General features: G+C 71.6%; 16 protein-coding genes. 5 read left to right on the top strand and 11 right to left on the bottom strand.

All coding sequences use genetic code 11. From position 1 onward, the window contains the following. Positions 1–62: 62 nt before the first annotated feature. Genes LWP59_RS04285 through LWP59_RS04275 form a run of 3 tightly spaced genes read right to left on the bottom strand, consistent with a single transcriptional unit; the run spans position 63 to position 2393 of the window. Positions 63–1004 (bottom strand): hydroxymethylglutaryl-CoA lyase, encoded by a 942-nt coding sequence (locus LWP59_RS04285; protein WP_144644431.1) that lies wholly within the window; start codon positions 1002–1004, stop codon positions 63–65. Position 1005: 1 nt separating this feature from the next. Next, entirely contained in the window at positions 1006–1545 is a 540-nt protein-coding gene (locus tag LWP59_RS04280) for a PH domain-containing protein (RefSeq protein ID WP_144644428.1), read from the bottom strand. A 35-nt stretch (positions 1546–1580) separates the two neighbouring features. Further along, positions 1581–2393, bottom strand: coding sequence for a biotin--[acetyl-CoA-carboxylase] ligase (locus LWP59_RS04275; protein ID WP_144644426.1), 813 nt, complete (start codon positions 2391–2393; stop codon positions 1581–1583). Positions 2394–2471: 78 nt separating this feature from the next. On the opposite strand from LWP59_RS04275, the gene LWP59_RS04270 reads away from it, so the two are divergent. After that, positions 2472–3608, top strand: coding sequence for a C40 family peptidase (locus LWP59_RS04270; protein WP_229858441.1), 1137 nt, complete (start codon positions 2472–2474; stop codon positions 3606–3608). On the opposite strand, the gene LWP59_RS04265 is transcribed toward LWP59_RS04270, so the two are convergent. Beyond that, positions 3578–3790 (bottom strand): hypothetical protein, encoded by a 213-nt coding sequence (locus LWP59_RS04265; protein ID WP_229858438.1) that lies wholly within the window; start codon positions 3788–3790, stop codon positions 3578–3580. The genes LWP59_RS04270 and LWP59_RS04265 overlap by 31 nt on opposite strands. 236 nt (positions 3791–4026) lie before the next feature. Further along, the gene (locus LWP59_RS04260) at positions 4027–4602 is read right to left on the bottom strand and encodes a TetR/AcrR family transcriptional regulator (protein WP_144644423.1); all 576 of its coding nucleotides are present in this window, start codon (positions 4600–4602) and stop codon (positions 4027–4029) included. Between the two features lie 53 nt (positions 4603–4655). Between LWP59_RS04260 and LWP59_RS04255 the strand changes: the two genes are divergently transcribed. Further along, on the top strand, positions 4656–5132 hold the full coding sequence (locus LWP59_RS04255; protein ID WP_144644422.1) for an FBP domain-containing protein: 477 nt from the start codon (positions 4656–4658) through the stop codon (positions 5130–5132). A 4-nt stretch (positions 5133–5136) separates the two neighbouring features. On the opposite strand, the gene LWP59_RS04250 is transcribed toward LWP59_RS04255, so the two are convergent. After that, positions 5137–8265: a BTAD domain-containing putative transcriptional regulator gene (locus LWP59_RS04250; protein ID WP_144644419.1), complete on the bottom strand. Its 3129-nt coding sequence runs from the start codon at positions 8263–8265 to the stop codon at positions 5137–5139. Positions 8266–8331: 66 nt separating this feature from the next. Here LWP59_RS04250 and LWP59_RS04245 point away from each other — a divergent pair, with 66 nt between their 5' ends. Then, positions 8332–9204: an alpha/beta fold hydrolase gene (locus tag LWP59_RS04245; protein ID WP_144644416.1), complete on the top strand. Its 873-nt coding sequence runs from the start codon at positions 8332–8334 to the stop codon at positions 9202–9204. Here the strand turns inward: LWP59_RS04245 and LWP59_RS04240 are convergent. Beyond that, a complete protein-coding gene (locus tag LWP59_RS04240; protein WP_229858436.1) occupies positions 9173–9610 on the bottom strand; it encodes a MarR family winged helix-turn-helix transcriptional regulator in 438 nt (145 codons plus the stop codon). The genes LWP59_RS04245 and LWP59_RS04240 overlap by 32 nt on opposite strands. Positions 9611–9691: 81 nt before the next feature. Here LWP59_RS04240 and LWP59_RS04235 point away from each other — a divergent pair, with 81 nt between their 5' ends. Beyond that, positions 9692–10123 carry a hypothetical protein gene (locus LWP59_RS04235; protein WP_144644410.1) on the top strand — a complete coding sequence of 144 codons (432 nt, stop codon included), beginning with the start codon at positions 9692–9694 and terminating at the stop codon, positions 10121–10123. Between the two features lie 265 nt (positions 10124–10388). Here the strand turns inward: LWP59_RS04235 and LWP59_RS04230 are convergent, their stop codons facing one another. Beyond that, positions 10389–10775, bottom strand: coding sequence for a hypothetical protein (locus LWP59_RS04230; RefSeq protein ID WP_144644407.1), 387 nt, complete (start codon positions 10773–10775; stop codon positions 10389–10391). A gap of 218 nt (positions 10776–10993) precedes the next feature. Between LWP59_RS04230 and LWP59_RS04225 the strand changes: the two genes are divergently transcribed. Further along, positions 10994–11566, top strand: coding sequence for a helix-turn-helix domain-containing protein (locus tag LWP59_RS04225; RefSeq protein WP_144644404.1), 573 nt, complete (start codon positions 10994–10996; stop codon positions 11564–11566). Positions 11567–11570: 4 nt separating this feature from the next. Here the strand turns inward: LWP59_RS04225 and LWP59_RS04220 are convergent, their stop codons facing one another. The 3 genes from LWP59_RS04220 to LWP59_RS04210 are packed head-to-tail and all read right to left on the bottom strand — an operon-like array spanning position 11571 to position 14037. Further along, the gene (locus LWP59_RS04220) at positions 11571–12725 is read right to left on the bottom strand and encodes a serine hydrolase domain-containing protein (RefSeq protein ID WP_229858432.1); all 1155 of its coding nucleotides are present in this window, start codon (positions 12723–12725) and stop codon (positions 11571–11573) included. Positions 12726–12727: 2 nt separating this feature from the next. Beyond that, positions 12728–13474, bottom strand: coding sequence for a DUF899 domain-containing protein (locus tag LWP59_RS04215; protein WP_144644401.1), 747 nt, complete (start codon positions 13472–13474; stop codon positions 12728–12730). Beyond that, complete coding sequence (locus tag LWP59_RS04210; RefSeq protein WP_144644398.1) at positions 13471–14037, bottom strand: peroxiredoxin-like family protein; 567 nt, start codon at positions 14035–14037, stop codon at positions 13471–13473. Before LWP59_RS04210 ends, LWP59_RS04215 begins: the two co-directional genes overlap by 4 nt. Between the last annotated feature and the right edge of the window lie 14 nt (positions 14038–14051).

The raw sequence follows: 14051 nt of genomic DNA, 5'->3' as shown, positions 1-14051 counted from the left end.
GAGGTCCGACGCAGTGGGAACCGACCCGGTTCCGGGGCCGCGAAAAAGGGTGCCCGATCGGATTACCCGGCGAGCGCGTTGACCACCCGCGAAGGGCTGGGCCTGCCGAGCCGCTCCGCCATCCAGGCGCTCGTCGCGACCAGCTCGTCCAGGTTCACCCCGGTCTCGACCCCGAGCCCGTCGAGCAGCCACACCAGGTCCTCGGTCGCGAGGTTGCCGGTGGCCGACTCGGCGTACGGGCAGCCGCCGAGCCCACCGGCGGACGAGTCCACAGTGGACACGCCACAACGCAGCGCGGCGAGGGTGTTCGCCAGTGCCTGGCCGTAGGTGTCGTGGAAGTGCACCGCCAGCCGCTCCGGGCCGATCCCGGCGGCGCCGAACGCGGCGAGCAGGCCTTCGACCTGCCCGGCCGTGGCGACGCCGATGGTGTCCCCGAGCGAGAGCTGCGAGCACCCGAGCTCGAACAGGCGCTGCCCGGCCGTCACGACCTGCTCGTAGCCGACCGGCCCCTCCCACGGGTCGCCGAAGCACATCGACAGGTACCCCCGCACGTCCATCCCGGCCTGCCGTGCGCCCGCGGCGACCGGGGTGAACATGTCGAACTGCTTGTCGAGCGTCGAGTTCAGGTTCCGCTGCGCGAAGGTCTCGGTGGCGCTGGCGAAGATCGCGATGTCCGTGCACCCGGCGTCGAGCGCCCGCGCCAGGCCGCGCTCGTTCGGCACCAGCACCGGGTACCGCACGCCGGGGCGGCGGGTCAGCCCGTCGAGCAGCTGTTCGGCGTCGGCGAGCTGCGGGACCCACTTCGGCGAGACGAAGCTCGTGGCCTCCAGCACGGTCAGCCCCGCCGCGGCGAGCCGGTCGAGGAACTCCAGCTTGACCTCGACGGGCACGATCGACTTCTCGTTCTGCAGCCCGTCGCGCGGCCCGACCTCCCAGATCGTGACGCGTGCCGGCAGGCCCTCGGACGCGGCCCGCTGCGGCAGGCCGAGCTCGCGGACTCCCATGTCAGCGCCTTCCCCGGGTCTCCGGGGTTCCCTCGCCCGGGAAGTCGTCGTACGGGTTGTCGTTGACCTCGCGATAGATCACCGTGTGCACACGCTCGACGCCGGGGATGTCCTCGAAGCGCAGCGGCTCGTGCGAGGCCGACTCGACGACCAGCGTGCCGCAGCCGAAGATCCGGTCGACCAGCCCGTGCTCGAACTGGACGCTGTTGATGCGGCTCATCGGGATGTCGATGCCCACGCGCTTGAGAACGCCTTCGCGGGTGATCAGCCGGTCCGTGGTGACGATGAAGTGCGTCGTGCGCCAGCGGATCAGCGGCGCGAGGAACAGCCAGCAGATCAGTACCACGCCGACCACGCCGATGGCGATCTCCGCGACCTGGCCCCAGCCCGCGGTGACGCCGTCGGTGAGGGTGAACAGCCAGATCCCGACGCCGACGGTCACGATCAGCCAGAACACCGGCCAGATCAGCATCTTGAAGTGCGGATGGCTGTGCACAATGACCTTCTCGTTCGCACTGAGCAGGTCCTCCGGGTACGCCACGTCGGCACGCTCCGATTCTCGGGTAGCTGGTGGGGTCAAGGTACCGCTCGCAGGTGGACGACGTCCCCCGCGAACACCGTGTGCCGCAGCCCGTCTTCGTCGACGACCACGAGCTGGCCCGACGGGTCCACGTCGGTCGCCGTGCCCAGCAACGACGCGTCGCCCGGCAGCAGGACGCGGACCTGCTGCCCGAGCGTCTCGCAGCGGGCACGGTAGTCCTCGAGCAGGCCCGCCGTGGACAGGTTGCCGCCCGCGGCGCGCCAACGGCTCTCCCGGCGGGCGAACGCGGACAGCAGGACGGACGCGATCTCGGTGCGGTCAGTGGTGCGGGCGCCGTGCTCGGCGAGTGACGTCGGGAGGAGCCCGCCCGCGCCGGGTTTGACCTCGGCGCCGAGCGGACGGACGTTCAACCCGATGCCGAGCACGACCGCGACCTCCTCGGCGGCGACCGACTCGGCCAGTATCCCGGCGCACTTGCCGCGGCCCGGCCCGGCGAGAACGTCGTTGGGCCACTTCAGCGCCGCGTCGACGCCGAGCTCGGCGGTGAGGTCGGTGACCGCGAGCCCGGCGACGATGGCCAGCGAGCCGAGCTCGGCGAACCCGACGCCGTGCGGCCGCAGCAGCACGCTGAGGTAGATGCCGGCGCCCTTCGGCGAACTCCAGGCACGGGCCCGGCGGCCGACGCCGGCCGTCTGTTCCTCGGCGATGAGCACGGTGCGATCAGGCGCGCCCTCGACCGAGGCCACCCGCAGGTCGGCATTGGTCGAGCCGGTGCTGCTCACCACGTCCACTGCGGCGTACGGGCCGACGAGCTCGGCACGCAGGCGGGCCGCGTTGATCGAAGTCATGCCGCGAGCCTAGTAACCGAGATCCGTTTCACTCGTTTCACTCGTTAGAGATCTTCGAAGTTCCCTAGTGTCAGGTAGGTGACCATTCGTTTCCCGAAGTGGGGCCGCGCCATCGCGGGCCGTGCCCTGATCGCCCTGATCCTGGTGGGCGCGCTGGCGACGTCTGGCTGGATCCTCGCGCGCAAGCCCCAGCAGCCACCGGCGCAGCTGGTCGCGCCTGCCGAGGCCCCCGCGGGTAACGCGGCGACGGCAGCAGGCCCGTCCGTGCTCCAGGTGAGCGCGCCCGTACAGGCGCAGGCGCCGCAGCAGCAGAGCAAGAGCGAGCTGGAGACGTGGGCGGCCGGGCTGGGCGGAGCGCTGGACATCCCTGAGCGCGCGCTCATCGGGTACGCCACCGGGGAGCTGACGCTGCGTAAGGAACAGCCAAGCTGTCACCTGTCCTGGGTCACTCTTGCGGGGATAGGCAAGGCGAGCTCCGATCACGGACGGTTCGGCGGCAATTCGCTCGACGGGAACGGCACCGTGAGGACGGCCATGGGCGCCGTGCCGCTGCAGGGCGCGGCCGGTGAGGCGGCGAGCGACCAGCGCGGCGGGCCGATGCAGCTGACGCAGCAGGAGTGGAAGCGGGTTCGCGGCGCCGGGAGCATCCAGGACATCGACGACGCGGCCATCGCGGCGGGGCGCGTGCTGTGCGCGAACGGGACCGATCTGCAGGCGGGCCTTGGCTGGTGGAAGGCGATCGCGAACTACCGCGACTCGGACCTGTTCCGCCAGCAGGTGCTCGGCAACGCCCAGCTGTACGCGGCGCTGTCGCTCGCCCCCGCGACGGCCGCGAACCCCTCGGTCCACGCGGTGCGGTTCGCGCTCGACCAGCTCGGCCTGCCCTACGTGTGGGGTGGCAACGGCCCGGACGCGGGCGCGGCCGGGTTCGACTGCTCGGGGCTGACGAAGGCCGCGTACGACAGTGCCGGGGTGTCGCTGCCGCGGACGGCGGACTCGCAGTTCCGCACGGAGCCGGCCGTGCCGGGCGACCAGCAGCCGAAGATGGGCGACCTGGTGTTCTACGGCAGCCCGGCGACCCGCATCCACCACGTCGGCCTGTACCTGGGGAACGGCCTGATGATCAACGCGCCGACGCAGGGGATGGCGGTGCAGATCGCGACCTACCACGTCGCGGGCGACGACTACGCGGGCGCGGGGCGTCCGTCGGCCTGACCGACGCCGCGGTAGTAGCGGGCTAGCGCGGTGAAGGCGGCTTTGGGTTCCCCCGGCAGGTCCGGATAGGTGTCGCCGTTGCGGTCTTCGAGAACCTTGACGATGCCGAGACTGCCCAGGTCGAGGTCACGGCGGGGGACGCCGGGGCTGTGCGGGAAGTTGTCGAGCGCGAAGAGGTACACGAAGGTCGAAGAGGGTCCAGTCGACGTGCTCGAACGGTATGCAGGCGTAGGTGACCTTCCCCCGGAAGCGCTCGCGGACCGCTGTGACGGCCTCGCCGAGGAAGTCGTTGAGGCGAGCGTCGCCGCCGCGATTCGGGTCGCACTGCGCCAATGGGTACAGCCGACGAACGAGCACGACGACACTCGCCTCAGTGACCCCGGTGCGCGCCGCCAGAGGTCCACACCGCTGAACCGGGTCAGCTCGCCGATCGAGGCCAGTTCCGGAGGAGCACGTCGAGTGCGTCCAGGGTCGCCGACCAGGAGGCGTCCGCCGGGCGGGCATGGTGCCGGAAAGCGCCCGAGGTCTCCAGGCTCACGTAGCCGTGGAAAGTGCTGCCCAGCAGCCGGATCGCGTCCGTCTGGCCCGGCTCGGACAGGTGGTAGCCCCGCAACAACGCACGCGTCATGTCCGAGTGCCGCCGGGCCGCGCTCACCGCCGCCGTCTCCGGGTCGAGCTGGAGCTGCCCCGCGGCATACCTGCCCGGATGCTGTTTCGCGTAGTCCCGGTAAGCGTTGGCGAACGCCACGAGTGCGTCCTTGCCCGCGCGGCCCGCCAGCGCGTCGGCGACCCGGTCGGCGAGCTCGGCCAGCGCCAGCAGCGCGACCCTGACCCGCAGGTCTTGGGCGCTCTTGACGTGCGAGTACAGGCTCGCGTCCTTGACGCCGAAACGCCGCGCGAGCGCCGAGACGGTCACGTTCTCGAAGCCGACCTCATCGGCCAGCTCCGCCGCCGCCTCGGTCAGGCGTTCGGCGGTCAACCCCGCGCGTGCCATTGCGTCCCCCTAAGGGCATTAAACGATTGCCTAGGTACTCTAGGATAATGCCTATGAGAACGCTGAGCGAGGGTGAGATCCGCGCTTCCTTCGTCAACTGCACCAAGGGCGAGGCGAAGCGGCTGACCGTGCCCCGGGACCTGATCGAGCAACCGTGGCCCGACCTGGACTTCTTCGGCTGGCGGGACCCCGGCGCCCGCGAGCGGGCCTACCTGGTCGCCGAGTCCGCCGACGGCCTCACCGGAGTCGCACTGCGGGTCGCCGCGCAGGCCGGGCGGGCGCGGCGCAGCATGTGCTCGTTGTGCCTGACCACGCACCCCGGAGACGGGGTCGCGCTGATGACCGCGCGCAAGGCCGGCCGGCAGGACAACTCGGTGGGCGTCTACATCTGCGCCGACCTCGCCTGCCCGCTCTACCTGCGCGGGAAGAAGAACAGCGGCCGGCGCATCGAGGAGTCGATCACCCTGGCGGAGCAGATCGACCGGACGATGGCGAACCTCGCCGCGTTCCTGGGCAAGGTGAAGAAGTGAGCAGTCAGCGCCCGAGCCGCTGCCGGGCGGTCTCGGCCCAGTGCGGCGCCCCCGCACGCCGGGCGATCGCCTCGGCTTGCCGGTAGTGCTCTTCCGCCCGGGGATCGTCGAGGGCGGTGGCCAGGTCGCCGAGGTAGAAAGCCACCGGCCGCAAGGTGACCATCCCACTTCCCGCCCCGGCGAGTTCACCCGCGGCGGGCAGCAGGTCGGCATGACACCGCTCCATCGTCGCCCGATCACTGTGTCCGATCGCGACCATCGCTTGTAGACAGATCCGGGCTTCGTAGAGCAAGTCGTGCGGGGAAGGCGGGACGGATCCGACCGGACGCCCGGTCATCAAGGGCCGGCACCAGCGCTCGTAGCCGCCGAAGTCCGCCCGCACGTCGAGCGGCTCGCCGCGCTGGACGCGGTCGCACAACAACGCCAGCCCCAGGATGCCGTTGTCCACTCCGGACATTCCCGTGCCGCTCAGCCTGGCCGCGGCGGCACGGTAGGCGGCCTCGGCGGGCGACCCGAGCACGGCCAGGCGAAGTGCTTGGTACCACTGGGTGAACACGCCCACCAGTGGGATCTGGTAGTCCTCCCCAAGTCGGTCGGCCGCGGCGGCGTGCCGGTCGGCGGCGGCGAAATCCGCCAGCGCCGAGTGCGCCTGGACCAGGATCAGATGTCCCAGCACCTCGAACGTCACCAGCGCGTGCCGGGCCGCCAGCGCCACCAGTTCCGCCCCGATCCGGGCGCGTTCCGGCGCGAGCCCGGCACGTTCGAAGGACTGGATGAACCGGGCGTCGAGAGCGAAGGCCAGCAACGTCGGCTCGTCCAGCTCACGGGCGATGACCTCGGCCTCCCGAGCCGCCGTCCGCGCGCGGTCTCCCCCGGCGTTGCGCAGTTCCAGTGCCAGCGTGGCGAGCAGCCTGCCGCGGTCGGCGCGGTTTTCCGGCGGCAGTGCCGTGAGCGTTCGCTCCGCGACGTCGGCGATCCGCCGGGCCAGCACGGGATCATCGTTCTCGGTCCAGATCGCGGGGACGTCGAAGGCGCCGATCACCCGCGCGGTCAGCAGTGGGTCGCCAAGCGTGTCGGCGAGCGCGATCGCTTCCGCACGGCGGTGCCGCGCCTGCTCCAGCCCGCCCGTGACGGCGAGCGCCCGCACCAGTCCCATCGTCAGGTCGAGCCGGGTTCGGACGTCGTCCGAGCCGTCGTGCGCGGTGAGTGCGTCCTGCCACAGCCGGGCCGCCTCGTGCGGGGCGAACCGGCGTTCGGCCTGTTCCGCCGCGGCCCGCGCATACCGCACGGCAGCGGGGCTGCCGGCCAGAAGGTAATGGTGTGCCAACGATTCGACGTCGTCCGGGCGCAGCCGCTCGATCGCGTCGGCGGTCTCCAGGTGCCAGCGGGCGCGGCGTGAACGCGACAGGTCGCCGTACACGGTGTCCTGGACCAGGGCGTGCGCGAACTGGAACCGCTGCGGCCCACGCTCCACCAGGAACCCATGTCGCACGGCGGTTTCCACCGCGTCGAGCACCTCGCCACCGGTCACCGCGGCCAGCAGGTCGAGGTCGAGCCCGGTCCCGAGCACCGCCGCCCGCCGCAGCACCACCTGGACCGGCTCGGGCAGCCGCGCGACGCGATACCGGACGACATCGCGCACGCCCGGCGGCACGGACGAGAGGTCGCGGTCCGTTTCGAGCAGGCACGCGAGTTCACGGACGAAGAACGGATTTCCCCCGCTGCGCTGGGAAATCGCGTTCACCGTGGCCTCGTCCACGTCGTCACCCGTGATCGCGCGGACCAGCTCGGCCACCGCGGGCTGCGAAAGACCGCCGAGGTAGATCCGCGTCGGCTCGGTGCGGGCCACGCGCCCCAGGAACTCGGTCAGCTGCGCGGAGACATCGGTCGTGCGATGGGTCGCGACTACCAGCACCGGCTGCGGGACGGGATCGGTCACCAGGGAAACCAGCAGCGCCAAGGTTTCCGCGCCGGCAGCGTGCAGGTCGTCGAGCACCAGCAGCAGCGGGCCCTGCTGCGCGACGCCGGCCAGGTAGGAGCCGACGCCGCGATGCCAGGAGAACCTGGCCACCACGGGGTCCTCGGCGGGCGCCGGTGCCAGCACGTCCGCGTCGGCGCCGAGTGCGCTCAGCAGCTGGGCCCACGGCCACGCCGTCGGCACGCCTTCGCGGTCGGGACTCGTGCCCCAGGCGGTGGTCCAGCCCAGCTCCGACGCCAGCGCTTCGGCGAGCGCGGTCTTGCCCCCGCCCGCGTCACCCGAGATCAGCGCGAGAGCGAGCCGGCCGCGGGCGACCGTCGTCGCGGCCGCGGCCTTCAGCCGGGCCAGTTCGTCGCCCCGTCCCACCAGCCGCTGGACCGCCGGTGCGGCGGGCACGTCGAGATCCGGCGAGTGAGCCAGGATGTCGGACTCCAGCCGCCGCAGGCCGGGAGCGGGATCGATGCCCAGCTCCGACGCCAGCACGTGCCGGGCCCGGCGGAGCGCGGCCAGCGCGTCGCCCTGCCGCCCCGACCGGTACAGCGCGAGTGCGAGCAGTCGCCAGCCGTCCTCGCGCAAGGGATGGGTGGCGACGTGCGCGTCCAGGTCCGGCACGGCTTCGGCGGCGCGGCCGAGCGCCAGCAGCGCTTCCGCGCGACGTTCCGCTGCCAGCGCGCGCAGCTCGTCGAGCCGGGCGATCTCCGAGCGCGCCCAGGCCTGGTCGTCGAACTCGGCGTACGCCGGACCGCGCCACAGGCGCAGAGCCTCGTCCACTTGCGACAGCGCGACAGCGGGCCGGTGGCCGGCGAGCGACTCGCCGCAGGCGGTCACCGCGGACTCGAAGCGCCAGGCGTCGACCCCGTCCGGCGCCGCGTGCAGTGCGTAACCGGGCGGGCTCGTCACGAGCAGCCGGGCGGGTGCCCGCGGCGCCCGGCCGGGTTCGAGCGCTCGGCGCAGCGTGGACACGAAGGTCTGGATCGCGCCGAGGGCACCGTCGGGCGGGTCTTCCCACAGGTCGTCGACCAGCCGGTCCACCGGGACCACGCGGCCCTTGGCGATCAGCAGCCGCGCCAGCACCGCGCGGTGCCGCGGCCCTTTCAGGTCCACCGGGCCACGGTCGTCCTCCGCCACGAGTGGACCGAGGACGCCGAACCGCACGCACGCACTGTAGCCGCTGAGTCGTCGCTGACCGGTTGCTGATCGGCGCCGGGCAGGCTCGGGGCCATGCAGATCTCCGGTTTCGACTACCAAAGGGTGACCGTGGCCGACGGCGTCGCACTCAACGTCGCGGTGGGCGGCTCGGGCAGCCCGGTCGTGCTCCTGCACGGCTTTCCCCAGACCCACCTGATGTGGCGGCACGTGGCCGCCGACCTCGCGGGCGACCACACCGTGCTCTGCCCGGACCTGCGCGGCTACGGCGACAGCGACAAGCCCGCCGACACCGCCGGGCAGACCTATTCGAAGCGCACCATGGCCGCCGACGTCGTGGCGCTCGCCCGTGCCTTCGGGCACGACCGGTTCGCCCTCGCCGGGCACGACCGTGGCGCGCTGGTCGCGATCCGCGCCGGACTCGACCACCCCGACGCCGTCACCCACCTGGCGTCGCTGGACGTGCTGCCCACGTTGGACATGTGGGAAGTCCTGCACGGGGCGAACGCCGCCGTCGCCTTCCACCTGTACCTGATGGCGCAGCCGCCGGGCCTGCCCGAGCAGCTGATCGGCGCGAGCGCGGACGCGTTCTTCGGTCACTTCCTGGACGCCTGGGGCACGCGCCCGGACGCCATTCCCGCCGACGTGCGTGCCGCCTACCTGGACGCGTCGCGGAACGCGGTGACCTCGATCGTCGCCGACTACCGGGCGTCGGCGGGCATCGACGTCCAGCACGACACCGCGGACCGGGGGGCGGGCAACCGGCTGCGGATGCCGGTCACGGTGCTGCAGCAGGACTGGGGCGCCGCCCTCGGCTACGACGCCGCCGCGGTGTGGCGGGCCTGGGCGCCCGACCTCGACCACCGCACCGTCTCGTCCGGTCACTTCATGGCCGAGGAGTCCCCGGCCGACGTGCTCAAGGCGCTGCGGGACCTGCTGACGCGCTGAGCGCCCGCAACAGCATCGTCGTCAGCGCGTGTTCGTCCTCGCCGAGCGCGGACACCAGCTGCTCGTCCGTGGCGCGGACGATCTCGCGCCCCTTCGCCAGCAGGGCCGCGCCCGTGCCGGTCACGTGCAGTTCGGCCGTGCGGCCGCGGCCCGGCTCGGTACGGCGCTCGATGGCGCCCATCGCCTCCAACTGCGCCAGCGTCGACTGCATGCTCTGCACGGTGATCCGCGCGCGCCGCGCCAGCTCGCTGTAGGACAGGCCGGGCCCTCCGGCGAGGTGCCCCAGCGCCGACATGTGCCGCAGCGACAGCCCCTGTTCCCGCAGCTCGGCGTCCATCCGCTCGCGCAGCCGCCTGCCGAGCAGGACGAGCAACATCGCGGGGCTGGTGGCGGGTGGCTGGGTCACGTCCTGCATCTTCGCAGAGGCCCTTCGTTTCAGCCCGGCTCAAACCTAGGTTACAGTCTGACTGAAACTAGGAGGTGGACCGTGACCAAGGTTCTGCTCAGCGTGCACGTGCTGGCGGCGATCGTGCTGATCGGGCCGGTGACCGTCGCCGCGAGCCTGTTCCCCCGGCACGCCCGCGCGAAGGAGGTCGGCGTGCTGCGGGTCCTGCACCGGATCAGCACCGGTTACGCCGTGGCGGGTCTCGCGGTGCCGGTGTTCGGGATCGCGCTCGCGGGGCAGATGCACGTACTCGGTGACGCCTGGCTGGTGATCTCCATGGCGCTGACCGCGGTCGCCGCGCTGTTGCTGGCACTGGTCATCGTGCCGGGCCAGCGGAGAGTCCTCGCGGCACTGGAGAAGGACGAGAACGCCGGCGGTCCGAACCTCGGGATGGTGACCGGGTTGTTCGCGCTGGCGTGGGCGGTCGTCGTGGTGCTGATGATCGTCCGCCCCGGCTCGACGACGGGGGTGTGAGCCTCAGCCCTGCTGTGGCGCCCCCGCGGCACTCGGTCGGCCCGCGGAAGACCCCGCCTGCGGACCCGGGCGAGCGCCAGCAACACGGCCGTCGCCGCCGCGCCCGGTCGCGTCCCGGACTTCGACGCGCTACGCGACGTGGTGCGGCGAACGCTGGCCGAGGCGGCGCACGGCAAGCCGGACAAGAACGCGCTGCTCGTCTCGCTGCGCACGGGAAAAAGCCCGGCGCCACAAGGGCGCCGGGCTCGGGTGAGAGAGTTCTGCGTCAGGCGACGGCCTTCGCCGCCGGCTCGGTGGTCCGCACGTCGAGCTGGTGCACCACCCGCTCGGTCGAAAGCTCGTGCACGGTCAGGTCCACCAGCGCGACCAGCACCACGGCCAGCGCGTCGGCGAACAGCAGCGCCGGGCTGGTGAAGACGAGGGCCGCGATCAGCGACCACAGGCCCACCAGGCCGAGTACGCCGTGCCCGATGCGGGCGGACAACCTGGTGGCGAAGACCGCACCGGCCGCCCCGATCACGGCCAGCCCGGTGAAGACACCGAAGCCGACCCACCCGGCGACCGTGGCCGTGAACGCCACGGCGGTCACCGCGAGGAACACACCAGCGAGAAGACCGAGCACGTCGACGCCGAAACGCGTGTTCAACGACATTGCCGAAACACCTCCACACCGCCACGAATGGCGGCTTCACCATTACGTGAACGAGTCGGGCAGGTCGTGCGCCGGCCTGGGCGGCTCAGGGTTCCGGGCCTGTTCCCGGGATCCATCTGGATCAACCACGCGGGCACGAGAAACCCTTCCCGTGCGGGATGTCTCGTACACCACACCGCTGGTTTGACAAATCGAGTTGCCGAAACTGCAATTGGGAGATGACGGACGAACTCGACCACGTGCTGACCGCGGTGGGCCCGCGGCTGCGGGCGCTGCGCAAGCAGAACGGCGCGACCCTGGCCTCGCTCGCGGAGGCGACGGGCATCTCGGTCAGCACCCTGTCCCGGCTCGAGTCGGGCAGCCGCAAGCCCAGCCTGGAGCTACTGCTGCCACTGGCCAGGGCGCACCGCGTGCCATTGGACGAACTGGTCGGCGCCCCGCCGACCGGTGACCCGCGCGTGCGGCTGAAGCCGGTCGAGCGCGACGGCATGACGCTGATCCCGCTCAGCCACAACCCCGGTGGCCTGCAGGCGTTCAAGCACATCCTGCCCGGCGGGCGGGCGGAGCCGGACCCGCGGGTGCACGAGGGTTACGAGTGGCTGTACGTGCTGAGCGGCCGCGTGCGCGTCGTCCTGGGCGAGCACGACATCGTGCTGCGCGCGGGCGAGGTCGCCGAGTTCGACACCCGGGTCCCGCACTGGTTCGGCAACGCCGACTCCCGCCCCGCCGAGTTCCTCAGCCTGTTCGGCCCCCAGGGCGAGCGGCTGCACGTCAAGGCGCGCAGTCGCTAGCGCGTCAGTCCGGCAGCGACGCGTAGACCGAGGTCCAGAAGTCCGTGTACACGGCCGAGAGGTCCGGGAAACCCGCCCGCTGCGTCAGCATGATCGCGGTCAGCTCCTCCTTCGGGTCCGCCTGCCACGACGTACCCAGTCCGCCGTCCCAGCCGAACCGGCCCGGTGTCTGGAAGACGTTCGTGCGCGCGGTCGCGACCGAGACGCCGAACCCCCAGCCGCGGTCGTCGAAATACCCCGGAAAGAACCCGGAAACCGCTTTCTGCGCGGGCGTGAGCTGGTCGGTCGTCATCAGCTCGACCATCGGCCGGGACAGCACGCGGACGCCCTGGTAGCGCCCCGAGTTCAGCATCATGTGCGCGAACGCCGACAGGTCGTCCACAGTGGACAGAAGTCCGCCGCCGCCGGACAGGAACGGCGGACGACGACTCCACTGGCCACCGGACGGCTCGTCGAAAACCGAGTAGTCCATCTGGTAGCTGGTCACCAGGCGGTCCACATCGGACGTACTGAACGAAGTGTCCTTCATGCCCAGCGGTTCGAAGACCCGCTCGGTCAGCACCTCGTCCAGCGGCTTCCCGCACACCCGCTCGAGCAGCACCCCCAGCACGTCGGAACCGGTGTGGTACAGCCATTTCTCGCCCGGCTGGCACATCAGCGGCAGCTCGCCCAGCCGCCGCAGCCACTCGTCGGGCGCCGGGTAGTCGAACGGCTGGGGCGGCCCCATTCCCAGCGACCGGTCGTTCGCCGCCTTCAGGATCGGGTACGCGTCCGGCTGCGCCATCAGCTGGCCGAAGCCGAGCCGGAAGGTCAGCAGATCCCGCGTCGTGATCGACCGGACCGCGGGCACGGTGTCGTCCAGCTCGCTGTCCAGGCTCTTGAGCACCCGCCGGTTCGCCAGCTCGGGCAACACGTCGTCGACCGGGGCGTCCAGCCGCAGCAAGCAGTCCTCGACGAGCGTCAGCGCGGCCACCGCGGTGATCGGCTTCGTCATCGAGCTGATCCGGAACAACGAGTCCCGCCGCAGCGGCGGCCCGTCCAGCGACCGGTTCCCGACGACATCGACCTGCACGTCGCCGCGCCTGCTCACCAGCGTGACCGCGCCGGGAACGGTGCCGCGTTCGACGTGACCGGCCATGACCTCGTGCAACCGCGACATCGTCACTCCGCAAAGTCGGGGACGGCAGCCCGGACGCTGTCCGCGCGGCCCTTGGGTTCCTCCCAGTCCTCCTGGCGCCCGAGCGCCGTGAGGTCCAGGAAATAGTAGGAGCCGCCGAGCGATTCGTCTCCCCTTCCGTACACCGAGTAGGTGTGGAAGACGTCGTCGCCCACGCGCAGGAAGCAGCTGTGCCCGGGCCGTTCGAGCGGCTGCTCTCCGTCGACGTACCCCTCGGTGCCTGCCGCGCGGTGCTCCGCAGCGGTGCGGTAGTTGTACTCGACCGGCAGCACCGACTCGTCCAGCGTGACGTGGAAGTCGTAGTTGAAGTCGCTGCCGTACGACGAGTAGAACGCGAAGTTCCAGTCACGGCTCGCCTGGTACGCCCGCACTTTCTCCCAGGGGGCGCGGGCGATCACGGCGAGCGTCGTGTCCCGCACGTTGAGGTGCTGGAGCAGGCCCGCCGAGATCTCGTCGGCCGCGGCCGTGCAGCTCGGGCAGCCCGCGTCCCAGTCCGGGCCGAACATGAAGTGCTGCACGATCAGCTGGTGCCGGCCCTCGAACAGGTCCAGCAGGGTGGCCTTCCCGGCCGCCCCCGTGAAGACGTACTCCTTGCCGAGCTCGACCATCGGGAGGCGGCGCCGGACGGCGTTGAGCTCGTCCCGCGCCCGCGTCGCGGCCTTCTCGCGCGCGAGCAGCTCCTTGCGGGCGACCAGCCACTCTTCCCGGGAAACGACCTGCGGCAGGCTCATCCTCTGCTCCTCGACTCGTCCGTCCTTTCCTGGTTGGACCCGCCCGCGGCGCGAAACTCATCGGCGTGGGCGACGATCTCGTCGACCGGCCACTGGTCGTAGGCGTGCACGCCGTGCTTGCTCGCGACCACCCGTCCGTCGGGCGCGATCAGGAAGTCGGCGGGCAGCCCGAGCCGTCCGCCCACGGGCTGCCGCGACGGCACCGGGTCGCGCCTGAGCAGCCCGGTGCACACCGCGCGCAGGATCGTGCCCCATACGCGAGGGTCGAGCAGTGCGCGCGGCGCCGAGTCCACGCCGTACTCGGCGTAGACGCGCTTGTCCGGGTCCGCGATCACCGCGAACGGCAGGTCGGCCACGTGCTTGCGCAGCTCGTCGGCCGGCGAGTGGAAGAAGACGACCTCGCGGACGCCGGCCTGGACGATCTCGTCGTGCCGCCGGAGTACCGACTGCAGGTGGAGGTTGCACACCGGGCAGCCGGCGAAGCGCCGGAACTGCAGGTGCACCAGGCAGTCCGGGTCGGGCACGGTGACCTGCTCGCCGGTGACGGTCTCGAACTTCCGCATGTTGACTCCCTCGT

The sequence above is a fragment of the Amycolatopsis acidiphila genome, assembly GCF_021391495.1.
GTDB lineage: Bacteria > Actinomycetota > Actinomycetes > Mycobacteriales > Pseudonocardiaceae > Amycolatopsis_E > Amycolatopsis_E acidiphila.
This window is presented reverse-complemented; position numbering and strand designations above follow the sequence as displayed.